Origin of the sequence: Mycobacterium sp. Marseille-P9652 (assembly GCF_902652685.1) — a bacterium.
In the GTDB taxonomy this organism is placed as follows: domain Bacteria; phylum Actinomycetota; class Actinomycetes; order Mycobacteriales; family Mycobacteriaceae; genus Mycobacterium.
Genome location: NZ_CACRUY010000033.1, coordinates 1 through 22,164 on the forward strand (window position 1 = coordinate 1; position 22,164 = coordinate 22,164).

19 protein-coding genes are annotated in these 22,164 nt (G+C 70.3%); 8 read left to right on the plus strand and 11 right to left on the minus strand.

Features of this window, described 5'->3' with window-relative positions:
- The 4 genes from GPY60_RS17090 to GPY60_RS17105 form a co-directional block, all read right to left on the minus strand.
- On the minus strand, window positions 1-597 hold a 597-nt coding region (locus GPY60_RS17090; RefSeq protein WP_156688879.1), incomplete at its 3' end, for a glycosyltransferase.
- Complete coding sequence (gene folP / locus GPY60_RS17095; RefSeq protein ID WP_156688923.1) at window positions 594-1,418, minus strand: dihydropteroate synthase; 825 nt, start codon at window positions 1,416-1,418, stop codon at window positions 594-596. The genes GPY60_RS17090 and folP, both read right to left, overlap by 4 nt.
- 181 nt (window positions 1,419-1,599) lie before the next feature.
- Window positions 1,600-3,381 carry a long-chain-acyl-CoA synthetase FadD6 gene (fadD6, locus tag GPY60_RS17100; protein ID WP_156688880.1) on the minus strand — a complete coding sequence of 594 codons (1,782 nt, stop codon included), beginning with the start codon at window positions 3,379-3,381 and terminating at the stop codon, window positions 1,600-1,602.
- A gap of 66 nt (window positions 3,382-3,447) precedes the next feature.
- A complete protein-coding gene (locus GPY60_RS17105) occupies window positions 3,448-3,999 on the minus strand; it encodes an LOG family protein (RefSeq protein ID WP_156688881.1) in 552 nt (183 codons plus the stop codon).
- A gap of 62 nt (window positions 4,000-4,061) precedes the next feature.
- Between GPY60_RS17105 and GPY60_RS17110 the strand changes: the two genes are divergently transcribed.
- Both GPY60_RS17110 and GPY60_RS17115 read left to right on the plus strand, forming a co-directional pair.
- Window positions 4,062-6,170 carry an AAA family ATPase gene (locus GPY60_RS17110; RefSeq protein WP_197283708.1) on the plus strand — a complete coding sequence of 703 codons (2,109 nt, stop codon included), beginning with the start codon at window positions 4,062-4,064 and terminating at the stop codon, window positions 6,168-6,170.
- A 241-nt stretch (window positions 6,171-6,411) separates the two neighbouring features.
- Window positions 6,412-7,899: a cellulase family glycosylhydrolase gene (locus GPY60_RS17115; RefSeq protein WP_156688882.1), complete on the plus strand. Its 1,488-nt coding sequence runs from the start codon at window positions 6,412-6,414 to the stop codon at window positions 7,897-7,899.
- 9 nt (window positions 7,900-7,908) lie between these two features.
- On the opposite strand, the gene dapE is transcribed toward GPY60_RS17115, so the two are convergent.
- Window positions 7,909-8,973 (minus strand): succinyl-diaminopimelate desuccinylase, encoded by a 1,065-nt coding sequence (gene dapE / locus GPY60_RS17120; protein WP_156688883.1) that lies wholly within the window; start codon window positions 8,971-8,973, stop codon window positions 7,909-7,911.
- 97 nt (window positions 8,974-9,070) lie between these two features.
- Here dapE and dapD point away from each other — a divergent pair, with 97 nt between their 5' ends.
- Entirely contained in the window at window positions 9,071-10,015 is a 945-nt protein-coding gene (gene dapD / locus GPY60_RS17125) for a 2,3,4,5-tetrahydropyridine-2,6-dicarboxylate N-succinyltransferase (protein WP_156688884.1), read from the plus strand.
- On the opposite strand, the gene GPY60_RS17130 is transcribed toward dapD, so the two are convergent.
- Together GPY60_RS17130 and GPY60_RS17135 are read right to left on the minus strand one after the other, a co-directional pair.
- Complete coding sequence (locus GPY60_RS17130) at window positions 9,990-11,276, minus strand: MFS transporter (protein WP_156688925.1); 1,287 nt, start codon at window positions 11,274-11,276, stop codon at window positions 9,990-9,992. The two genes, dapD and GPY60_RS17130, sit on opposite strands and share 26 nt — an antisense overlap.
- A 115-nt stretch (window positions 11,277-11,391) precedes the next feature.
- The gene (locus tag GPY60_RS17135; protein ID WP_156688885.1) at window positions 11,392-11,892 is read right to left on the minus strand and encodes a MarR family winged helix-turn-helix transcriptional regulator; all 501 of its coding nucleotides are present in this window, start codon (window positions 11,890-11,892) and stop codon (window positions 11,392-11,394) included.
- A 75-nt stretch (window positions 11,893-11,967) separates the two neighbouring features.
- On the opposite strand from GPY60_RS17135, the gene GPY60_RS17140 reads away from it, so the two are divergent.
- Entirely contained in the window at window positions 11,968-12,216 is a 249-nt protein-coding gene (locus GPY60_RS17140; protein ID WP_156688886.1) for a hypothetical protein, read from the plus strand.
- A gap of 226 nt (window positions 12,217-12,442) precedes the next feature.
- On the opposite strand, the gene GPY60_RS17145 is transcribed toward GPY60_RS17140, so the two are convergent.
- The 4 genes from GPY60_RS17145 to GPY60_RS17160 all read right to left on the minus strand — a co-directional run bounded on the left by GPY60_RS17145 (window position 12,443) and on the right by GPY60_RS17160 (window position 18,655).
- Window positions 12,443-13,846 carry an acyl-CoA synthetase gene (locus GPY60_RS17145; RefSeq protein ID WP_156688887.1) on the minus strand — a complete coding sequence of 468 codons (1,404 nt, stop codon included), beginning with the start codon at window positions 13,844-13,846 and terminating at the stop codon, window positions 12,443-12,445.
- A 1-nt stretch (window position 13,847) separates the two neighbouring features.
- A complete protein-coding gene (locus GPY60_RS17150) occupies window positions 13,848-14,753 on the minus strand; it encodes an alpha/beta fold hydrolase (RefSeq protein WP_156688888.1) in 906 nt (301 codons plus the stop codon).
- 159 nt (window positions 14,754-14,912) lie between these two features.
- Entirely contained in the window at window positions 14,913-17,189 is a 2,277-nt protein-coding gene (locus GPY60_RS17155) for a CaiB/BaiF CoA transferase family protein (RefSeq protein WP_156688889.1), read from the minus strand.
- Window positions 17,186-18,655 carry an aldehyde dehydrogenase family protein gene (locus GPY60_RS17160; RefSeq protein WP_156688890.1) on the minus strand — a complete coding sequence of 490 codons (1,470 nt, stop codon included), beginning with the start codon at window positions 18,653-18,655 and terminating at the stop codon, window positions 17,186-17,188. Before GPY60_RS17160 ends, GPY60_RS17155 begins: the two co-directional genes overlap by 4 nt.
- 180 nt (window positions 18,656-18,835) lie before the next feature.
- Here GPY60_RS17160 and GPY60_RS17165 point away from each other — a divergent pair, with 180 nt between their 5' ends.
- From GPY60_RS17165 to GPY60_RS17180, 4 genes are read left to right on the plus strand one after another with little or no spacing between them, the layout of a single operon-like run.
- Window positions 18,836-20,017 (plus strand): cytochrome P450, encoded by a 1,182-nt coding sequence (locus tag GPY60_RS17165; protein ID WP_231639698.1) that lies wholly within the window; start codon window positions 18,836-18,838, stop codon window positions 20,015-20,017.
- Window positions 20,018-21,217 (plus strand): acyl-CoA dehydrogenase family protein, encoded by a 1,200-nt coding sequence (locus GPY60_RS17170; RefSeq protein ID WP_156688892.1) that lies wholly within the window; start codon window positions 20,018-20,020, stop codon window positions 21,215-21,217.
- The gene (locus GPY60_RS17175) at window positions 21,214-21,762 is read left to right on the plus strand and encodes an FAS1-like dehydratase domain-containing protein (protein ID WP_156688893.1); all 549 of its coding nucleotides are present in this window, start codon (window positions 21,214-21,216) and stop codon (window positions 21,760-21,762) included. Before GPY60_RS17170 ends, GPY60_RS17175 begins: the two co-directional genes overlap by 4 nt.
- Entirely contained in the window at window positions 21,762-22,160 is a 399-nt protein-coding gene (locus GPY60_RS17180; RefSeq protein WP_156688894.1) for a Zn-ribbon domain-containing OB-fold protein, read from the plus strand. Before GPY60_RS17175 ends, GPY60_RS17180 begins: the two co-directional genes overlap by 1 nt.
- The last annotated feature ends 4 nt before the right edge of the window (window positions 22,161-22,164 follow it).

A 22,164-nucleotide genomic window follows, 5' to 3' on the forward strand; every position in this document is an offset into this window, starting at 1 on the left:
CCCGCCGCGGGTCTCGGTGGTATAAAAGACCGCCCCCCGGGTGCCCCCCGGCCCGCCGCTCGCGTCGCCGACCTTCAGCGGGCGCCGGTAGAAGCTCTTGACCAGGTGGATGCCGTCACCGGTCAGCAACGGGGCCACCAGCCACGGCACGAACATCGGGTGGGGGTTGATCAGGTCGGAGTCGACGAACACCACGAGGTCCCCGCTGGTGGCCGCCAGCGAGCGCCACAGCGCCTCGCCCTTGCCGGGCCGGACGGGCACCTCGGGCAGCGCCTGCTCCCGACTGACGACGCGGGCGCCCGCCGCGATGGCCCGGATCTCGGTGTCGTCGGTCGAACCCGAGTCCAGCACGATCAGCTCGTCCACCAGGCTGTGGGGACCATCCAGCAGCGGCGAGATGCTGTCGATCACCGAGCCGATGGTGTCTTCCTCGTCGAGCGCGGGCAGCACCACCGAGATCGTCCGCCCTGCCTTGGCCTCCGCCAGCTCGCCGATTGTCCGGCGCCGACGGTTCCAGCCGCCGGAGGGCAGCCAGGTGTCGCCGGGGCGGGCGGCGAGCACCCTGTCGTTGGCCAGAGCCAGATCCGATGCCATCATGCCAGCCCCCTCACGGTGCGCGCGGGCGGGCGTGTCCCCTGGATCGAGGCCACCATCTCGAGCACCCGCCGGGTGGCGACCACCTCGTGCACCCGGAACATCCGCGCGCCGGCCGCCGCCGCGAGCGCGGTGGCCGCCAGCGTGCCCTCCAGCCGTTCGGTCAATCCCACACCCAGAGTCTCCCCGACGAAGTCCTTGTTACTCAAAGCCATCAAGACGGGCCATCCGGTGTTAACGAGATCGCTCACGTGCCGCAACACGACGAGCCCGTGGAATGTGTTCTTGCCGAAGTCGTGGGCCGGGTCGATCAGCACCCGGTCGCGGGCCACTCCCACCGAAACCGCCCGCTCGGCCGCGGCCGTGACCTGGCGAATGACGTCGTCGACCACGCCGCGGACGGTGGATCCGTAGCTGACCCGGAACGGCCGGGTCCGCGGCAGAGCCCCGCCGGTGTGGGAGCACACCAGTCCCGCGCCGAACTCCGCGGCCACCTCGGCCAGCGCCGGGTCGATGCCGCCCCAGGTGTCGTTGATCAGGTCCGCGCCCGCCGCGCACGCCACCTTGGCGACCTCGGAGCGCCAGGTGTCGACGCTGATCAGCTGGTCGGGGTAGGCGCCCCGGAGCCATTCGACGAACGGCACAAGCCGCGCGATCTCGGTGGCGGGGTCGACGGTCTCGCCCGGCCCGGCCTTGACGCCGCCGACATCGATGACGTCCGCGCCGTCGGCGATGGCGCGGTGCACGGCCTCACGAGCGGCCTCGTCGCGGAACGTCGCGCCCTTGTCGTAGAACGAGTCCGGCGTGCGGTTGATTATCGCCATGATCAGGGCGCGATCGCCCGCAACCGGGCGGCCGCAGAGCGTGGACTGCACCCCAACATTGTGCCTGGTCAGCGCGTCGGGCGCTCAGCGGGATCGAGACTGCGCCCAGTGCTAGCCCACGCCGCGGAATCGCGCGCTGGGCGCAGATTCGGCGCCGTCAACGCAGACTCGATCGCCGCACTCAGCCCCGCGGCCGCTTACCGGCCGCTACCTCGTCGGGGTATTCGTCGTAGAACGGCACATAGCCCTCGTCGCGGCCGGCCAGCACGTACAGCGGATCCGTCACGTCCGGGCTGTAGGCCTCGTCGCGCAGCTCAACCTTGCGACTCTTGAACGTCGTCGTCTGCGCCAGCTCCTTGACCACACGGACGAACAGCGGCAGGGCATACGGCGGGAGGTGTCCGTACACCGCGCCCGCGAGCGACTTGCCGTCGAACTCGGCGCCGTCGCGCAACTTGACCGCGGCCATCCCCGCGCGCCCGCCGGTGCGCGGGATCTCGACGCCGAACACCGTGCACTCCTCGACGGAGTTGTCGGACGCCAGCGCCGCCTCGACCTGGGTGGTGGCCACGTTCTCGCCCTTCCACCGGAAGGTGTCGCCGAGCCGGTCGACGAACGAGGCGTGACCCAGGCCCTGCGGACTCATCACGTCACCGGAGTTGAACCAGACGTCGCCCTCCCGAAAAGCGTTGCGCACCAACTTCTTCTCGCTGGACTCCTTGTCGGTGTAGCCGTCGAACGGCTGCAGCTTGTTGACGGGGCTCAGCAGCAGGCCGGGCTCGCCCGGGGGCACCCGCCGCACGCGGCCGGCCTCGTCGCGCAGTGGGGTCCCGGTGTCGGGGTCGTACTCCACGTAGGCCAACGGCAGCGGGAAGACGCCGGTGCTCCTCGGCACGTTGAAGACGTTGATGAACGCGGTGTTGCCCTCGCTCGAGGCGTAGAACTCACAGACCCTCGCGATGCCGAACCGCTCGGTGAATTCGTCCCAGATCTCCGGGCGCAAGCCGTTGCCCGCCACCACGCGTACCTTGTGCGCGCGGTCGGTCGGCTTCGGCGGCTGGTTGAGCAGATACCGGCACACCTCGCCGATGTAGATGAACGCCGTGGCCTCCGCGGCGATCACCTCGTCCCAGAACCTCGACGCCGAGAACGACGTGCCGAGCGCCAGCGTCGCCCCGGAATTGATCACCGACGACAGCGCGACCGTCAGCGCGTTGTTGTGGTAGAGCGGCAGGCAGCTGTACAGCGTGTCGGAACCCTTGAGCCGCAACCCGATCCCGCCGAACGCGGCCAGCGCCTTGAGCCACCGCAGATGGGTCATCACGCTGGCCTTGGGGAAACCCGTTGTGCCCGACGTGAAGATGTAGAACGCGGTGTCCCTGGCCTGGACGGCCGAGGCCGAGGCGGGGTTGGTGGCCGGTGCGCTTGCGGCGAATCGCTCCAGATCCTCGACGGTGAGCGTCTCCGTCGTTTCGGCCCCGCATTCCGCGATGGCGCTCACCAGATCGGTTTCGGCGATCAGCACCTTCGCGTCCAGGAGCCCGAGGCTGTGGGCCAGGACTTCGCCCCGCTGGTGGTAGTTGATCATGCCCGCGACGGCGCCGCACTTGACCGCCGCCAGCATCGCCAGCACGGCGTTCGGCGAGTTGCGCAGCATGATTCCGACGACGTCGCCGTTGCCGACCCCGCGCGACGCCAGCACGGCGGCGTACCTGTTGGCGGCCGCGTTGGCGTCGCGGTAGGTCAGCTTCTGGTCACCGAAGCGCAAGAACACCCGGTCGCCGTGGCGGGCGGCGCGATCCTGGAACACCGTGCCGATCGATTTTTTGGAATTGGGCCGCGCCAGCAACCCGGTCAGCGCGCCCCGCATGATCACCGGCGCGTCGGCCAGCAGGCCCGGCACCCGCGTTGCGATGTCTGTCAGGCTGACCGACGCGCGCGCTCCCCCGTCGTGATCGGACACGTGACTCCCTACTGCCTCTCGAACAAGTCAAGCCAGCTTAATAGGGAGTCCGCGACCCCAATCGGCTCAGGCGGGCGCGCACGCCTCCACCGCCGCGCTGACCTTGTCGACCAGCACCAACCGGTCCATCGCCGCCTGCGAGATGTAACCGCTGTCCGCCAGCCCGCACAGCCACACCCACAGGCCCTCGTAGTGGCCGAGCGAGTCCAGCAACACGACGGGCTTGTCGTGCAGCCCGAGATAGCCGGTGGTCCAGGCGTCCAGCAGCTCGTCCAGGGTGCCCACGCCGCCGGGGAGCACGACGAACGCGTCGGCGCGCTCCTCCATGACCTGCTTGCGCTCATGCATGGTCGCCGTGACGATGAGCTCGTCGGCGTCCGCGTCGGCGATCTCGCGCCGCATCAGGACCTCGGGGATCACGCCGACGGTGCGCCCACCGCGCGCCCGCGCCGCGCTCGCCACGGCACCCATCGCCGACACGCGGCCGCCGCCCCAGACCAACGTCCAGCCGCGCTCGGCGATCGCCTCGCCGAGTTCGGCCGCGAGAGTGACCAATTCGGGATGCTCGGGACCGGACGCGCAGTACACGCATACCGCCCATTCCCGTCCCTGGCGCATATCCGCCAAAGGTAGTCCACGCCCGATGCGGCCCGCACACGGCGCGCAATAAACTGCGGGCAATGCCGATTCGATGGAACGTGCCGCAACACGCGACGGCCCAGGAGCGGCTCGACGCCGCGCTCGCGGACGGCCGCGTCGCCGTCATCCTCGGCCCCGACGGCTGCGGCAAGTCCACCCTGGCGCGGGTGGCGGCCGAGAATGTGGGCCGGCGGCATCCCGCGACGCTGACCCGGTGGGTCACCGGCACCCCGACGGAGCGTGCGGTTCCGTTCGGTGCCTTCAGCCACCTGGTGGAGATATCCGAACTGGGCAAGCCGGCGGCGCTGCTGCGGGCGGCCCGCGCGTCGTTGGGCGGTGACGAGCTGCTGCTGGTGGTGGACGACGCCCACGAACTGGACCTCCTGTCGGCCACGCTGGTCTACCAGTTGGCGCTGGCGGGCTCGGCCAGGATGATCGTGACCGGCCGCGCGCGGGGTGCCCCGGATGCCGTCGCCGCCCTGTGGACCGACGGCCTGCTCGACCGCATCGACATCGAGGCACCCGGCGGGGCGACCACCGCCGCGGAGGTCGACGCTTTCCTCGCCGAGCTGCCGGCGCCCGCGCGCTCGGTAATGGACTACCTCGCCGTCTGCGAACCGCTGTCGCTCGCCGACCTGACCGCGCTGGCCGGGGACGGGGCGGTGCAGGAGGCCGTGCAATGGGGGGCGGCGGAGACGCGGGAGCGGGGCGGGCGCAGCGACGATCCGGTCGTCTACACGGCGCACCCCCTGTTCACCGAGCGGGCGCGCGCGTCGCTGGGCACCGACGAGGCGCGGCACCGGCGCACCGAGGTGGTCAAGCTGCTCTCCCAGGGCTCGCCGGACCACCTCAGCGACCGCCTGCGGCTGGCGGCGTTGGCGCTGGACTGCGACGCGCCACGGCCGGTGCCCGAGGTGGTCGCGGCGGCGCAGCAGGCGTTGCGGCTGGGCGACCTCGCGCTCGGAGAGCGGCTGGCCCGCTCGGCGCTGGAGCGCTCCGGCGGCCTGGCGGCCCGCCTCGCGCTGGCGCATTCCCTCGCGTGGCGGGGAAGGGGCCGCGAGGCCGACACCGTGCTGGCGGCCGTCGACGCCGACGCCCTGGCCGAGCCCGCGTTGATGGACTGGGCGCTGCTGCGCGCCGCGAACCAGTTCTGGATGCTCAGCGAGCCCGAGCGCGCCACCGCGTTCCTGCGGACCGTCCGCAACCGGATCGGCGACGCGGGCGCGCGCACCACCCTCGACGCGCTGAGCGCCACGTTCGCGATGAACGCCGGCAACGTCGGGCACGCGGTCCGCGTCGGCCACGAGGTGCTGGCGTCGCCGGCGGCGGGCGACCAGGCGGTGGCCTGGGCCGCCAGCGCGGCGGCGCTGTGCTCGGCGCGGCAGGGGCGGTTCGACGACGTCGAACCGCTCGCGCGACGCGCCTTCGCCGCCGAGCATCCCGGGCTGTTGCGCTTCACGATCGGTCTGGCGCAAACCAGCGCGCTGATGATGACCGGCCGATACGACGAGGCGCGGGAAATCGCGCAGCAGTACACCGATTTCGCCGAGCTGCAGCAGCCGGGCCGCGCGATCGGCGAGGTGCTGCTGGCGCATGCATTGCTGGTCGAGGGTCAATTCGACCGCGCCGCAACGCTGCTGGCGCCGGCGGCCGCCACCCTCGAACGCACGGGATATTCCTGGGGGCCGCTCTCGCTGACCCTGCTGGCGACCGCGCTTGCCCGGCAGGGCGATACCGCGGCCGCGGCAAAGGCGATGAGCCGCGCGGAATCCCGGCATGGAACCAAGTCAGCGCTCTTCGCGCCGGAACTGGGCATCGCCCGGGCCTGGCGGATGGCCTGCGTGCGTGACTGGCCCGGCGCGGTGGCGACCGCCCGCGAGGCCGCGCGCATGGCCGAACGTGGCGGGCAGTCGGCGGTGGCGGTGAGCGCCTGGCACGAGGCCGTCCGCCTCGGGGACACCCGTGCCGCCGATCCGCTGGCCCGCCTCGTCGGTGAAATCGATTGTGCCGCCGGGCACCTCGCTCTCGCCCACGCGCGTGCCCTGGCGGCCGGCGACGGCGCGGCGCTCCTCGCGGTGTCGGACGAGCTCGCCGGCATCGGCCTGCGCGCCGCCGCCGCCGACGCCGCCGCGCAGGCTTCGCGCCGGTAGGGTGATGCTCCGCCGAGCGTCACGCCAGCGTGACCGCCGGCGCCGAGTGTCACGCCAGCGTGACGCTCGACCGTCGCACATCGCCTCGGCGCGTCACTGCCGCGGGGCAGCGGCCTCGGCAACGGACGCGCGCGATCGTGCGCCAACCGTGACCGCGTCGTGGCTGCGCGGTGACCATCAGCCCTCACTGTTTCCAAAGTGATTGCGCGAGCTACAGTTCAGCCGCCGGTTTGGAGGCACGATGCGTATCCGTGCGGCCAGATTCGTCGCGGCGGCCCTACTGCTCGCCGCGCTGACGACTGATGCTTCGTCGGTAGTCGCCCCGCCGGCGGCGCGCGCGGCGGCCACCGGGCCGACGATGCCACTCGGCCACGTCGGCAGGTGGGTGACCGACGCCGACGGGCGGGTGGTGGTGCTGCACGGGCTCAACCAGGTGTACAAGGTGCCGCCCTACACGCCCTCGGCCGACGGCTTCGACGACGACGACGCGGCTTTCCTTGCGGCGAACGGCTTCAACGCGATGCGGATCGGTGTCATCTGGGCGGCGGTCGAGCCGCAGCCGCTGGGTTACGACGACAATTACCTCGCCTCGATCGCGCAAACCGTGGCGACGCTGGCGTCCCACGGCATCGTCAGCCTGCTGGACTTCCATCAGGATTTGTACAACGAGGCGTTCCAGGGCGAGGGGGCACCGGCGTGGGCGGTGCAGACCGGTGGGCTCCCCAACCCGCAATTGGGTTTCCCGGGAAGCTATTTCGCCAACCCGGCCGAGGAGTACGCCTGGCACGCCTTCTGGCGGAACAACCCCGCGCCCGATGGGATCGGGCTGCAGGACCACTACACGCGGGCCTGGGCGCACGTCGCGGCGTTCTTCCGCGGCAAACCGGGCGTATTCGGCTACGAGGTGCTCAACGAACCGTGGGCCGGATTCGTCTGGGAGGGCTGCTTCAACCCGGTCCTGGGCTGCCCGCTGCAGGACCACAAGATGGTCGAGTTCTACCGCAAAGTGGTTCCCGCGATCCGTGCGGCCGACCCCACGACGCTGGTGTTCTACGAGCCGGACCTGTTGTTCGACGAGGGAATTCACACCGACATGGGCCACGTCGTGGACCCGAGCACGGGCTTCGCCTTCCACGACTACTGCGCCATCGAGTCGGCGCTGCACAGCAACGTCGGCTGCGGACTGCAGGATGGGCTGACGATCACCAACGCCGGCCTGTACGCGGACATCAATCACATTCCGCCGCTGCTGACGGAGTTCGGCGCCACCGACGACCTCGCGAACCTGGCCGAGGTGATGCGCCACACCGACCGGCACCGGATGGGCTGGCTGGAGTGGGCCTATACCGGCAACGACAAGACGAGTTCGTCGCCCAACGGCCAGGCGCTCGTGTTTGATCCGAGCCAGCCGCCGGCCGGTGGCAACGTCAACGTGGGCAAGCTCGCGGTGCTCGCCGCGCCGTATCCGCAAGTGGTGGCGGGCACGCCGCGGGAGTGGTCATTTCGCAACGGCACCTTCCGGCTGTGCTACTCGACCGTACGGGCCGACCGTGCGGGACGCTTCGGCCCCGCCGCACAGACGCTCGTGTCCACGCCGCCCATCGAGTACCCGAACGGCTACCACGCGACGGTGCAAGGCGGACAGGCGGTTTCGCCACCCAACGCACCGGTGCTGACGGTCGTGGCGAATCCCGGAGCCGATACCGTAGACGTGGTCGTGACGCCGTGACGACGGCGTTCACGCACTCAAGTAGCCGCGCAACATCTCCACCGCGGCGGTGATGTTGGCGACCGCAACCCGCTCGTCGCGCGTGTGCGCAAGGTTGGGGTCACCGGGTCCGAAGTTGACCGCCGGCACGCCCCGGGCGGCGAACCGCGACACGTCCGTCCAGCCGTACTTCGCCCGCACCTGACCGCCGGCGGCCTCGACCAGCGCCTTGGCCGCGGGTTGGGAAAGGCCGGGCAAAGCGCCCGCCGCCGCGTCGGTCTGCTCGATCCGCACGTCGAGACCGTCGAACACCTCGTGCACGTGCTGCAGCGCCGCGGCCACCGTACGGTCCGGCGCGAACCGGAAGTTCACCGTCACCGACGCCGCGTCGGGAATCACGTTGCCGGCCACACCACCGTCGATCCGCACCGCCGACAGGCCCTCGCGGTACACACAGCCGTCGATCTCGACGTCGCGCGCACGGTAGGCCGCCAACCGGTCGAGGACGGCGGCGAGCTTGTGAATCGCGTTGTCCCCCAGCCACGATCGCGCGGAGTGCGCCCGGGTTCCGGTGGCGCTGATCACCACGCGCAGCGTGCCCTGGCACCCGGCCTCGATGAAACCCGCGGTTGGTTCGCCGAGGATCGCGACGTCCGCCGACAACCACTTCGGCAGCTCGCGCTCGATGCGGCCCAAACCGTTTGAGGCCGCATCGATCTCCTCGCAGTCGTAGAGCACCAGCGTCAGATCGTGCGCGGGCTCGGCGACCGTCGCCGCCAGGTGAAGGAAGACCGCGTCGCCCGACTTCATGTCCGCGGTGCCGCAGCCGTAAAGGTCAGAGCCATCTAACCGGCTGGGCAGGTTGCCCGCCGCCGGGACCGTGTCGAGGTGCCCGGCCAGGAGCACCCGCGTCGGCCGGCCCAGCGAGGTCCGCGCCAGCACCGCATTGCCGCTGCGGACGATCTCGAAGCCCGGCGCCTGGGCGCGCAGCGCGGCCTCCACCTCGTCCGCCAGGCGCGCCTCGTCCCGCGATTCGCTGGGGATGTCGACCAGCGCCGCGGTCAGCTCGATCGGATCGCCGCCCAAGTCCAGCACACCCCCAAGTATGCCGAGAAGACGCAAACGCACCCTTTCCGCCGGCGTGTCGAGTGCTTTTGTGTCTGCTCGGCAGAGGCAAGTACCGTGTCGAGGCGTGACTGGAGCTGCGGGTATCGGCCTGGCGACGCTGGCCTTCGACGGATCGATCCTCGACACGTGGTTCCCGGCGCCGGAGCTGACCGACGGTGGCGCCGCCGGCACGTCGCGCCTCGCGCTCTCCGACATCCCGCCGGAGCTGGCGGCGCTGCTGGGCCGCGACGACGATCGCGGCACCGAGACGATCGCCGTTGCGACGGTCATCGGCTCGCTCGACGACGTCGCCACCGACGCCTACGACGCCTACCTGCGGCTGCATCTGCTGTCGCACCGGCTCGTGGCGCCGCACGGGCTGAATGCCGGTGGCATGTTCGGAGTGCTGACGAACGTGGTGTGGACCAACCGCGGACCCTGCGCGGTCGAGGGGTTCGAGGCGGTCCGCGCGCGACTGCGTCGGCACGGCCCGGTGACCGTCTACGGCGTCGACAAGTTCCCCCGCATGGTCGACTACGTGCTGCCGACCGGGGTGCGCATCGCCGACGCCGACCGGGTGCGACTGGGCGCCCACCTGGCGCCCGGCACCACCGTGATGCACGAAGGGTTCGTCAACTACAACGCCGGCACGCTCGGCGCATCGATGGTCGAGGGCCGCATCTCGGCGGGCGTGGTGGTGGGCGACGGCTCCGACGTCGGGGGCGGCGCGTCGATCATGGGCACGCTGTCCGGCGGTGGCACCGAGGTCATCTCGATCGGCAAGCGGTGCCTGCTGGGCGCCAACGCGGGGCTGGGCATCTCACTCGGGGACGACTGCGTCGTCGAGGCCGGCCTGTACGTCACCGCGGGCACCAAGGTCACCATGCCCGACGGCACGGCCGTCAAGGCACGGGAATTGTCCGGCGCCAACAACGTGCTGTTCCGGCGGAATTCGGTGTCGGGCGCCGTCGAGGTGGTGGCGCGCGACGGTCAGGGCATCGCGCTCAACGAGGAGCTGCACGCCAACTGAGCGGCACCAGCGCCGTCCCGTTGGTCTCTGGCAGCAGATAGGTGCACGCCAGGCTCGCCAGCGCGAGCACGGCGAGCATCACGCCGATCGCCCAGCTGCCGTAGGTGGCCAGCAGCGTTCCGGCCAGCAACGGCGGCAACGCACCGCCCACCACGCCGGCCAGGTTCAGCGCCAGCGCCGAACCGCTGTAGCGGTAGCGGGTCGCGAACAATTCGGGAATGAAGGCGGCCGTGGGGCCCCCGCCGATGCCGGCGCAAGCGCACATCCCGACGATCCCGACTACGTACAGCGCGTGGTTGCCGGTATTCAGCAGCGGCATGACGACGAACGACCAGGGCACGCAGCCCGACCACCCGATCAACATCATGCGGCGGCGCCCGACACGGTCGCACAGGGTGGCCGACAGCGCGACGGCCGTGATGCTGACCAGCCCGGCGAGCACGCCGACGGACCAGATGAAGGTTCGCGAATACCCGAGGTGCGCATGGGCGTACATGGCCAGGTAGGTGTTGCCCATGTAGGCGAAGCCCAGGCCGCCCAGGATGCTGCCGCCGGCCAGGACGATCTCGCGGCGCTGCAGGCGCAGCAGCTCGGCGAGCGGCGCCTTGGGGACCAGGTTGCGGGCCTTCTCCTCGGCGAACACCGGGGTCTCGTCGATGTTGAGCCGCACGTAGAGGGCGATGGCGATCAGGCCCGCGCTGATCAGGAACGGCAGCCGCCAGCCCCACTGCAGAAACGCCGGGCTCGTCTCACCGATGCTGTAGCTGACGCCGAGGAACGTCAGGCTGCTGAGCACGCCGGCGGTGCCCCCGCCCAGCAGGGTGAACATGCCGTAGCGGCCCCTCTTGTCGGCGGGGGCGTATTCCGCGCTCAGCAACGCCGAGCCCGCCCACTCGCCGCCGACGGCGAAGCCCTGCAGGAGCCGCAGGACCACCAGGATCAGCGGGGCCGCCGCGCCGATGGAGGCCGTGCTGGGAACCATGCCGACCGTGACCGTGGATACCGCCATGATGAGCAACGTCGCGATCAGCGTCTTCTTGCGGCCGATCCGATCCCCGTAGTAGCCGAAAACGGCCGCGCCGAGGGGCCGCGACAGGAAGGCCGCGGCGAAGGTGCCCATCGACGCGATCATGGCCACGGTAGTGCTCAGGTGCGGGAAGAACACCGACGGGAACACCAGCGCCGCCGCGGTGCCGTAGATCAGGAAGTCGTAGTACTCGATCGCCGAGCCGACGAGGCACGCGGCCGCCACGCGCCGCATCGGCGTGGAGCGCCGGGAGGCCACCACCGTTTGCACGCCTACGACGGTAGGTGAAGGTTTGCCGTCGCGCTCGCCTGAAATCCTGGCAACATCCTGCGTGTCGCACTACGGCGTCTCACCAGAGGTTGGGCGCGCGGTAGAGGTTGGCCGGGTCGAACTCGGCCGTGCCCCGGGACACCTCGCCGAGGGCGTCGAGCACCTCGTGTAGCCGGGCGAGGCCCGCGTCCCCGACGCGCTTGCGGATGGCGCGGTCCAGCTTGGCCGCCGCCTTGCGCCGCGCCGTCACGTGCTCGATCGCCTTCGGGGTCAGCACGACGACCTTCTCGCGCTGGTCGGATTCCGACGCGGCGGTCTCGACGTAGCCCCGGCGGCCCAGTTCGGCGACGATCTTGCTCGCCGCCTGCCGGCTGACGTCGAACTGCCGGCCCATCTCCGAGATCGTCATCGGCCCCGGCTGGGCGTAGAGGGCGAACACGTAGTTCATCGCGGCGCGCCGCTCCGGGTAGCCCGCCGCCTCCATGTCGGCGTCCAGCCGGTGGACGTAGCTCCACCACGCGACGCGCAGGGCCTGACCCAGATCCGTCTGCGGCGACCGGTACCCCGATTCGACAACCATGGTTGACAGTCTACCGGCGGGCGCCTACTCTGCAATTGTCAACCATGTATGACATTCCCAGAAGGGAGCACGACCATGAAGATCCGCACCCTGTCGGCCGGCGTCCTCTGCGCCGCCGGGCTTTCACTCGCCGGGATGCTCGCCGGCCCCGCGGTGGCCAACGCCGCCCCCGGGCAGCCGCCGGCCGTGGCGCCGTACGCGCACCCGGGCGGGGCCCCGACGCACCCGGTGCCGCCGCCGGACCACCCGATCTACCACTACGCCGACGACCTGACGCACCCCGTCTGGTCGGTGACGCACCCCTTCTGGGCGCTGGTGCCCTAGCCGTCCCGCCGCGAGCGTGCGTGTTTGCCCGGCGACACGCCGTTGAGCGCGTACATCCGCGCACGCTCGCGGCATCCGGCGCGCCCGTGGCGCCGCGGGCGAGACTGCGCTGGCGGCGCCGAGCCTGCATACAGATCGCGAACGACCCAGCGGATCTCGCGCAGTGTGCAGTCTCGGCGCGCTGGACGCAGTTTCGAGCGCACGCTCGCGCTGTCAGCCCCCTGGATCAGCCCTCGGACAGCAGCTGCTTCTTGAGCACCTTGCCCATGGCGTTGCGCGGCAACGCCTCCACGATGCGCACCTCGCGGGGCCGCTTGTGCACCGAAAGCTGTTGGGCCACATAGTCGACCAGCCCATCCGGCTCGGCCGAGCCGACGACGAAGGCGACGATCCGCTGGCCCAGGTCCTCGTCGGGCAGGCCCACGACGGCCGCCTCCTGCACGTCCGGGTGTCCGAGCAGCACCGTCTCGATCTCCCCCGCACCGATGCGGTACCCGCCGGACTTGATGAGGTCCACCGACTCCCGGCCCACGATGCGATGCATGCCGCCGGGGTCGACGACGGCGACGTCACCGGTGCGATACCAGCCGTCGGCGTCCAACGCCTCGGCCGTCGCGTCGGGGCGGTTGAGGTAGCCGTCGAACATCATCGGACCCCGAACCTGAAGCCGCCCAACGGTTTCGCCGTCACGCGGCGCCGGGTCGCCGTTGTCGTCGACCAGCCGGGTCTCCACACCGGCCAGCGGCAGGCCCACCCAGCCCGCGCGCCGTTCGCCGTCGAAGCGCGTCGAGATCGTGATCAGCGACTCGGAGGCGCCATAGCGCTCGACGGGCTGATGCCCGGTGAGTCGGGCCAGTCCCTCGAACACCGGCACCGGCAGCGGCGCGCTGCCGGACACCAGCAGCCGGGCGGGTCGCAGCGCCCGGGCGGCCGCCTCGTCGGCGACCACCCGCGACCACACCGTCGGCACCCCGAAGTAGAGCGTGCCGCCCGCCCGGGCATAGGCGTCCGGCGTCGGTTTTCCCGTGTGCACGAAGCGGTTTCCGATCCGAAGCGACCCGAGCAGCCCCAGCACCAGCCCGTGCACGTGGAACAGCGGGAGGCCGTGCACCAGCACGTCGTCGGGGGTCCATTGCCAGGCCTCGGCGAGCGCGTCGAGGTCGGCGGCGATCGCCCGCCGGCTCAGGATCACCCCCTTGGGCAGACCGGTGGTGCCGGAGGTATAGATGACCATCGCGGTCGCGTCGGGCGACGGCTCCGGATAGCGGTGCCAGGATCGGGCGTGTAAGCGAACGGGTATGTGCGGCAACCCTTCCGGGTCATCGGGCGGCGGCCCGAGCCACGCACGCACCCCGGAGTCGGTGATCATGTGCCGTCGTTCGGCCGCGCCGACGTCGGCGGGAACCGGAACGAACGGCACCCCGGCGATAAGGCAGCCGGTGACGGCCAGCACCGTCGCCGCGGTCGGGGTGGCCAGCACCGCGACGCGCCCGGCCCCCGCGACCCGCTCGGCCACCGACGTCGCGGCGCCGACCAGGTCGCTACGGCTCAGCACCGCGCCGTCGATGCGGACCGCGTCGGCGACGTCGTTGGCGCTGACGGCCGAGGGATTCAGGGAGGCCAGCAGCACGTTACTGCTGGTCCCAGATCTTCGTCAGGGTGGACAGGATCTCCTCGCCGCGGCCGAGCCCGCCGAGGTGGCTTTCGCCCGGCAGCACGATGAGCTCGGCGTCGGGGAGGCGGGAGACCACGTGCTCGCCGTGTGCGAACGGGACGATGTGGTCGCTGTCGCCGTGCCACCAGCGCACCGGGACCTTGACGTCCTCGAGCCGAAAGCCCCAGTCACCGGTGAACAGGATGATGTCGTTGAAGGGGGCGGCGAGCTGCTTGCGGCTGCCGTTGAGCAGGTCGTCGAGGAACATGGCCCCGAACTCGGGCCGGGTGAGCAGGCGCCGGTCGCCTTCCGGCGATATCGCGGCGTAAAGCTGCAGCGCCGTGTTCGCGACGGGACGGATGGACCGCACCACCAGGCTCGCGCCGATGCGCAGCGGGTCGCCCCCGAGCCGCAGCAGCGGAGCCACCCGCTTGCCGAGGTTCATCAGGCCGCTGGTGATTCCCTCGTCGCCGAGGAACGGCGCGACGCCGCCGAGCACCCCGACCGCGACCACGCGATCGGACAGCACCGCGGCGGACGCGAGCGCGTACGGGCCGCCGCCGGACAGCCCGATGACCGCCATTTTGTCGATGCCGAGCGTGTCGGCGATGGTGCGCAGGTCGTCGCCGAACGCCCGGATGTTCGCGTACCGGTGGGGCGTCGACGAACCGATGCCGGGCCGGTCGAGGCCGATCAGGCGGATGCCGCGCTCTTCGGCGCAGACGCGGGCCTCGACCGGGATCTGCCGCCGCGCGCCGGGGGTGCCATGCAGCCAGAACATCGCGCGCCCCTGCGGGTCGCCGAACTCGGCGAAGCCGATCTGGCGGTCCTCGCCGACCGCGATGTTTCCTTCGAGCTTGGGACGGGCGATCTCGATGGCCATGCCCAGAGCTTCGCATGCGACGGGCGGTTGCCCAAAGCCCGAGGGCGGCGGCTGTCCAACCGGTGGGGTTGTTTCGTCAATCCGCTATCACCGGCGATATCGCTTTGCGAAGAGCACTATCACCCACGTGATGGTGCGAACGTGACGGATGTGGCTTCCCTACGCGTTCATCACCCTCTCCCCGATGACCCCCTCGGCCCGCAGTCCCTCCACCTCCGCGTCGGACAAGCCCAGCCCGCGCAAGATCTCGTCATTGTGCTGACCCAACGTCGGCGGCGCGGTGCGGTGGTGGCGCGCCGGTCCGTGGGTGATCCGAAACGGCCAGCCGGGGTAGCGGTGCGGCCCGGTGATGGGGTGCTCGAGCTGCTCGTAGTAACCGCGCGCGTCGAGTTGGGGAAGGTCGTAGAGGTCGTCGCCCGTCATCACCCGTTCCGCAGCAATGCCTTGCGCCTGCAGCGTTGTCACGATAGACGCGGCAGCCTGCGTGCGGGTCCATGCGCTGACCATGACGTCGAACAGGTCGTGGTCCATCGACCCGTCGTCGCGCAGTGCCAGCGCCACCCACACCCCCTCCTCGGCGGTCGGGTAGACACCCTGGAGGTAGCCGCGCCGGCGGTTGCCCTCGCGCGGGCGCACGACACCGTTCATCGAATACTCGATCACCGGTTCGGCGGTCACACACGCCGCGACCTCGATCTGGGCCACCTCGATCAGTTGCCCCTCGCCGGTGCGGGCGCGGTGCTCGAGGGCGGCCACCAGCGCGACGCCGGCGTGCACGCCGACGATGGGATCGGCCGGTCCCTGCGGGTTGCACGGCGGCCCGTCGGGATAGCCGGTGGCCGCGGACATGCCCGACGTCTGCTCGATGTTCAGCGCCCAGCCGACGTAGTCGCGCCAAGGGCCCTCCAGGCCGAAGCCCGGCATCCGCACGACGACGATGTCGCGCTTGAGCGTGACGAGGGAGTCGTAGTCGAGGCCGAATTGTTCGACCACGCGCGGGGAGAAGTTCTCGATGACGACGTCGGCCTGCGCGGCGAGTCGCCGCGCGATGTCCAGGCCGCGGGCCGACGTCAGGTCGAGCGTCAGGTCCCGCTTGTTGAGGTTGGTGCCCTGCCAGATGGCGCTGCGCTCGTACCAGTCGTCGCCCTCGTAGGCGAAGGCGCCCGAGTAGCGGTGCCCGTCGGGCCGCTGGATGGACTCCACCTTGACGATGTCGGCGCCGAACGCGCCCAGGTAGCACGTGAGGTAGGCCCCGGCCCAGAAGGTGGTGAGGTCGAGCACCCGCACGCCGTCGAAGGGCAGTCCACCGCCGGCCGGCGCCAGGAACCGCGGTTCGGTGGCGAACTGGCGGGGCGGTTCGCCCGCGCCCGGAAGTGGCTGCCCGACCGGGGTTTTGGAGAACCTGAACGCCGCGCCCGGTCGGCGAAACGACCCCGCCTGCACGAAGAACCCGCGCTTGGCGTACTGCGGGCAGTCCAGCACGGTGGCGCCGTCGTTCACCGGGGCCGTCGGAATCCGCAGCGCCTGGCCCAATTCCACAATCTCGGCGACGGTCTGTGCGGCGAGCAGCGGCTCCGCCTTCGCGAAGAACTCGTCGCGCTCGGGCCCGCCCATCATGATCGCGATCTGGTGTTCGCCGTACTCGGGCAGGCCGAGCATCGCGCAGACGTCGAGCCAGTGCTGACCGGTCAGACAATTGATGCCGACCCATCCGTCGGCGGCGCGGACGACACCCAGCATCGGCGCCGAACGCAGGTTCGGCGGCAGGCCAAGGCGTTTCATGCGCTCGGCCATCAGCATCGGGTACGGCAAGGTGGACACCAAAGTCTCCAACCGCGAGACGTCGACCTCCCGAAGCCGGCCGTCGGGGCGCACCCGCAGCGCGGTGAGCGCGCCCAGCGCGCCGTAGGCGCCCGCGACGTATTCGGAGATGCGGGCGCCCACCTGCACGGGTGGGCGCTGGGGGTCGCGCGACGAGACCCAACCCGACGCGGCCTCGAGCGTGAGCGGCGTTGCCGGCCGGTGCCGCCACGGCCCGCACTGGCCGAACGGAGAGATCCGCAGCACGACCAGGCTTGGATTCAGGTGAGCGAGCGCGTCCGGACCCAGCCCCCAGCCGTCCAGCGTCCCGGGCGCGAAGTCTTCGACCAGCAAGTGCGCCCGCGCGATGAGGTCACCGACGAATTGCGAGCCTTCCCGCGTGGCCAGATCGGCTGTGGCAGCGGTCTTTCCCGCGTTGAGGTACTCGAACAGGCCGGCGCGCCGTGGATCCACCACCCCGCCGGGGAACGGGCCCCACCGGCGCAGCGGGTCACCGCCGGGCGCCTCCATCTTGACGACCTCGGCGCCGAGGTCGACGAGAAGCTTTGCGGCGTAAGGGCCTGAGATTTCGGTGGCGAGATCGACGACGTGGAGCCCGGCGAGGGGTCCCGTCATGCGGGAACCCCGATGGCCTTCACCTCCATGTACTGGTGCAGTCCGCTGACGGCGCCGCTCTCGCGACCGAACCCGCTGAGCTTGAACCCGCCGAACGGCGCGTCCCCCGGGCCGACGCCGTTGACCGCGACCTGGCCGGTGCGGATGCGGCGGGCGATACCGACGGCCCGGTCGACGTCGCCGCCCCACACGGCGCCGGACAACCCGTAGCGCGAGTTGTTGGCGATCGCGACCGCGTCGTCGTCGTCGCGATAACGGAGCACCGACAGCACGGGGCCGAACACCTCCTCCTGCGCGATGGTCGAATCCGGATCGACGTCGGTCAAAATCGTTGGCTCGAAATAGAACCCGGTGTCCAGGCCGGCCGGTCGCCCGCCGCCGGCGACCAGCTTCGCCCCCTCGTTGACGGCCGTGTCGACGTGCGCCTGGACTCGGTCGCGCTGCGCCGCGCTGATCAGCGGACCCATCTGGGCATCCGGGTCCCTCGGGTCACCCACCTTCACGTCGCGGGCGAGTGTGACCAGGCGGTCGACCACGTCGTCGTGCAGCGAGTCGGGAAGCAGCAGCCGGCTGTGCAGGATGCAGGCCTGGCCGGCGTGCAGCGAGCAGCAGTCGAACAGCAATTGGCGCAGCATGTCGTCGTCGACCTGCGCGTCGTCGAGCACGATGCTGGCCGACTTCCCGCCGCACTCCAGCAAGAGCCGCTTCATGGAATCGCCGGCGGTCCGCATGACCTCGCAGCCCACGGCCGAGCTGCCGGTGAAGCTGATCATGTCGACCCGGGGGTCGGTGGTGAGCAGCTTGGCGGCGTCCAACGCCGACGGGGTGACGACGTTGACGACACCGGGCGGGATGTCGGTGTGCTCGTCGATGATGCGGGCGAGCGCAAGGCCGGCGAGCGGCGTAAGCGGCGAGGGCTTGAGCACGACCGTATTGCCCGCCGCCAGAGCGTTGTTCACCTTCATCACGTTGAGGCAGTGCGGAAAATTCCACGGCGTCAATATGGAGACGACGCCGAGCGGCTCGCGGCGCAGCAGCGTCGTCCCGGCACCGACGCCGGTGACCGGCTCGTCGACCAGCTGCGTGGCGAGCTGCGCCGCATACATGGACATGTATCCGGTGCCGTCGATCTGCATCATCCGCTCGTTCGCGACGCATCCCCACTCCGCCTGCGACAGGGCGAAGAACTCGTCGGCGTGCTTGAGCAGCGCGTCGCCGAGCTGGTTGAGGCACCGGGCGCGGTCCTCGGGGCCCATCGCGGGCCACGGTCCGCTGTCGAAAGCCCGGCGCGCGGCCCCGACCGCCGCACTGACTTGTCCGACGCTCGCATCGGGCGCGGTGGCGATGGTCTGCTCGGTGGCCGGGTCGACGTCGTCGTAGCGGCCGCCCTCCGGTTCCACCCATCTGCCGTCGATGTAGAGCTGGTAGGTGTCGACAAGTGGTACCGCAGGCGCTAGTTCGGCCATGTGTGTCCCTCACCCGGAGTCGGTCATCTAGAGGGCCAGTGTTCACCTCCCGTCACCACGCGTCAATCACCAATTTTGCGCTATGACGACATGATTGACAGGGGCGGCCCGTACGGAGTAGACACGACGCGCAGGACACATTGGACCAATGTGTCGGATCCTCGGTCAGGGAGGTTCGCCGTGCGGACTACGTTTCCACTGCACTCCCCCGACTTCTACGCGGGCGATCCCTACCCCGCCTACCGCGAATTGCGTGCCACGTCGCCGGTGTGCTGGAACGACGTCACCAACTTCTGGGCGCTGCTGAAGTACGAGGACATTCGCTTCGTGTCGAGCAATCCGGCCCTGTTCACCTCGACGAAGGGCATCACGATCCCCGACCCGGACCAGCCCAACCCCGTGCAGGAGGGCAACCTCATCTTCACCGACCCGCCGCGGCACCGGCAGTTGCGCAAGCTGATCAACTCCGGGTTCACCCGGCGCCGGGTCGCCGTGCTGGAACCGAAGATCCGCGAGATCGTGCGCGGCCTTCTGGACGGCGTCGAGCCGGGATCCGTCCACGAGTTCGCCGAGGAGTTCGCCGCCCCCCTGCCCACCCGGATGATCGCCGAGCTGATCGGCGCCCCGCCCGACGACTGGGAGCAGTTCCGCGCCTGGTCGGACGCGGCCACCGGCAGCGCCGACCCGGAGATCGAGCTCGACCCCCTCGTGGCGATGGGCCAGCTGTACGAGTACTTCCAGAAGCTCATCGGCGCCAGGCGGGCCGAGCCGCGCGACGACATGCTCTCGGTGCTCGCCGGCGCGGAAATCGACGGGCACCGCCTCACCGACGAAGACCTGCTCAACTTCGCGTTCCTGCTGTTGGTCGCCGGCAACGAGACCACCCGCAACCTGATCGCGCTGGGCACGCTGGCGTTGATCGCCCACCCCGATCAATGCCGGCTCCTGACAAGCGATCCCGCGCTCATTCCGTCCGCGGTCGAGGAGATGTTGCGGTGGAACAGCCCCGTGGTACACATGGCGCGCACCGCGACCGCCGACGTCGAGATCCGCGGGCAGCGGATCGCCGAAGGCGACACGGTGGTGATGCTCTACGGCTCGGCCAACCGCGACGAGGACATCTTCGGCCCCGACTCGGAACAGTTCAAGGTGACCCGACATCCGAATCCCCACATCGCCTTCGGCTGCGGCGAACACTCCTGCGTCGGGGCGCAGTTGGCGCGTCTCGAGGCGTCGGTGATGTTCGACGAGCTGCTGCGGCGCTTCCCCACCCTGGAGCTGGTCGGTGAGGTGGACCGGATGCGGGCGACGATGGTGCCCGGCGTGAAGCGGATGCCGGTGCGGCTCGGGACGGCGGGCTGAATGGAACTCGACTACACGCCCGAACAGCAGCGCCTCCGCGCCGAGATCCGGGAGGCGCTGGAACGCGTGATGACGCCGGAACGGACCGCCGCGGTGGGCGAAGGCGCCGAGGGCGGCCCCGCGGTCCGCGAGTGCGTGAAGGCCCTGGGTGCCGCCAACCTGCTGGGCGTGGGCTGGCCGAAAGAGTATGGCGGGCGCGGCTTCTCGGCCCTCGAGCAGTTCATCTTCGCCGAGGAGGCCCAGCGGGTGGGCGCGCCGATCCCGCTCGTGACGCTCAACACCGTCGGACCGACCCTGATGCAGTACGGCACCGAGGAACAGAAGCGCCGGTTTCTGCCCGCGATCCTCGACGGCAGCGTGGAGTTCGCGATCGGATACTCCGAACCGGGCGCGGGCAGCGACCTTGCGTCGTTGCGCACCACGGCCGTTCGCGACGGGGACGACTACGTGATCAACGGTCAGAAGATGTTCACCAGCGGCGCCGCGCACGCCGATTACGTCTGGCTGGCCGCACGCACCGACCCCAGCGTCAAGAAGCACAAGGGCATTTCGATCCTCATCGTGCCCACCTCCTCGCCCGGCTTCTCCTGGCAGCCGCTGCACACCATGCCGGGCGTCTCCACGTACTACACCTTCTACGACGACGTCCGCGTCCCGGCGAGCGCCATCGTGGCCGGAGAGAACCAAGGCTGGCAGCTGATCACCACACAGTTGAACTTCGAGCGCGCCGCGCTCGGCAACCTCGGGGCGCTCGAGCCGCTGTTCGAGAAAACCTTGGACTGGGCGTGCGCCACGGAGCTCGACGGCGGCCGCGTCATCGACCGGCCCTGGGTGCGGCTCGCCCTGGCCCGCGTCGAGGCGCAGGTCGCCGCCTACAAGCTCGTCAACGCGCGGGTCAACGCGGCCATGACCAAGGGCGATCTGAGTATGGGCGAGGCTTCGGCCGCCAAGGTGTTCGGCACCGAGCTCACCCAACAGGTCGCCCGGCAGCTCCTGGAAGTGCTCGACGGCAACGGGATTCGCCGCGGCCCGGACGCACCGCTGCGTGGCGCGCTGGAATCCGCCTACCGATTCGCTGTGATCAACACGTTCGGTGGCGGCGCCAACGAGATCCAGCGTGACATCATCGCCATGGCAGGCTTGGGCATGCCCAGGGCCCCGCGTGACCTGCGGGCCCAGCAACAGTCAGGAGGATCATGACGGATCACGACTCGGATGTGTGCGCCAAGCTGCGGGCGCTCGTCGGGAAGCCCACGGGTGGCACCGGGAAGCCCTCGGTGGCCCCGGATCCCGTCAACCAGCCGATGATCCGGCACTGGGCGCACGCGCTCGACGACATGAACCCCGTCTACCTCGATCCGGAGTTCGCGGCGTCGTCGCGGTTCGGGGGCATCGTGTCGCCGCCTGTCATGCTGCAGACGTGGACCATGCCGTCCCCGAAGCTGGAGGGCATCGGCGACCGGGGTGGCGCCCCCATCGAGATCACCAGCAATCCAACGGCTTTCCTCGACGAGGCGGGCTATACGAGCACCGTCGCCACCAACTCGGAGTTCGAGATCGAACGTTATCCCCGGTTGGGTGATGTCATCAGCGCGACGACGGTCTACGAGGACGTGTCCGACGAGAAGAAGACCGCGCTGGGCACCGGCTTCTTCCTCACCTGGCTGACGACCTACACCGACCAGAACGGTGAGGTGTTGGGGCGCCAGCGCTTCCGCGTCCTGCGATTCAGGCCGGCCGGCTGATGGCCCCCCGACTGGCACCGGCGATCAGCCGGGACACCGAGTTCTTCTGGAACGGGCTGCGCGAGCACAAGCTGCTGATCCAGCGCTGCTCCGGATGCGGCACGCTGCGCCACCCGCCGCGTCCCATGTGCCCCCACTGCCGTTGCTTGCAGTGGGAGGCGATCGAATCGTCGGGCCACGGCAGCGTCTACAGCTACGTCATGCCGCACGAACCCAAGTTCCCGTTCTTCGAATACCCCTACATCGTGGCGCTGATCCAACTCGACGAGGGGGTGCGGCTGGTCTCCAACCTGTGCGGCATCGGCCCCGCCGACGTCAGGGTCGGGATGCCGGTCGAGGTTTTCTACCAGGCATTCGATAACGACCTGGTGCTGCACCAGTTCCGGCCCCGGGCCTAGGCGC

What these genes read in the sequence shown, in the direction of transcription:
- folP (WP_156688923.1), bottom strand. Translation starts at nt 1,418, where the DNA reads ATGGCGATAATCAACCGCACGCCGGACTCGTTCTACGACAAGGGCGCG.
- GPY60_RS17105 (WP_156688881.1), bottom strand. Translation starts at nt 3,999, where the DNA reads ATGCGCCAGGGACGGGAATGGGCGGTATGCGTGTACTGCGCGTCCGGT.
- GPY60_RS17110 (WP_197283708.1), top strand. Translation starts at nt 4,062, where the DNA reads ATGCCGATTCGATGGAACGTGCCGCAACACGCGACGGCCCAGGAGCGG.
- GPY60_RS17115 (WP_156688882.1), top strand. Translation starts at nt 6,412, where the DNA reads ATGCGTATCCGTGCGGCCAGATTCGTCGCGGCGGCCCTACTGCTCGCC.
- GPY60_RS17130 (WP_156688925.1), bottom strand. Translation starts at nt 11,276, where the DNA reads ATGCGGCGCGTGGCGGCCGCGTGCCTCGTCGGCTCGGCGATCGAGTAC.
- GPY60_RS17135 (WP_156688885.1), bottom strand. Translation starts at nt 11,892, where the DNA reads ATGGTTGTCGAATCGGGGTACCGGTCGCCGCAGACGGATCTGGGTCAG.
- GPY60_RS17140 (WP_156688886.1), top strand. Translation starts at nt 11,968, where the DNA reads ATGAAGATCCGCACCCTGTCGGCCGGCGTCCTCTGCGCCGCCGGGCTT.
- GPY60_RS17150 (WP_156688888.1), bottom strand. Translation starts at nt 14,753, where the DNA reads ATGGCCATCGAGATCGCCCGTCCCAAGCTCGAAGGAAACATCGCGGTC.
- GPY60_RS17155 (WP_156688889.1), bottom strand. Translation starts at nt 17,189, where the DNA reads ATGACGGGACCCCTCGCCGGGCTCCACGTCGTCGATCTCGCCACCGAA.
- GPY60_RS17160 (WP_156688890.1), bottom strand. Translation starts at nt 18,655, where the DNA reads ATGGCCGAACTAGCGCCTGCGGTACCACTTGTCGACACCTACCAGCTC.
- GPY60_RS17170 (WP_156688892.1), top strand. Translation starts at nt 20,018, where the DNA reads ATGGAACTCGACTACACGCCCGAACAGCAGCGCCTCCGCGCCGAGATC.
- GPY60_RS17175 (WP_156688893.1), top strand. Translation starts at nt 21,214, where the DNA reads ATGACGGATCACGACTCGGATGTGTGCGCCAAGCTGCGGGCGCTCGTC.
- GPY60_RS17180 (WP_156688894.1), top strand. Translation starts at nt 21,762, where the DNA reads ATGGCCCCCCGACTGGCACCGGCGATCAGCCGGGACACCGAGTTCTTC.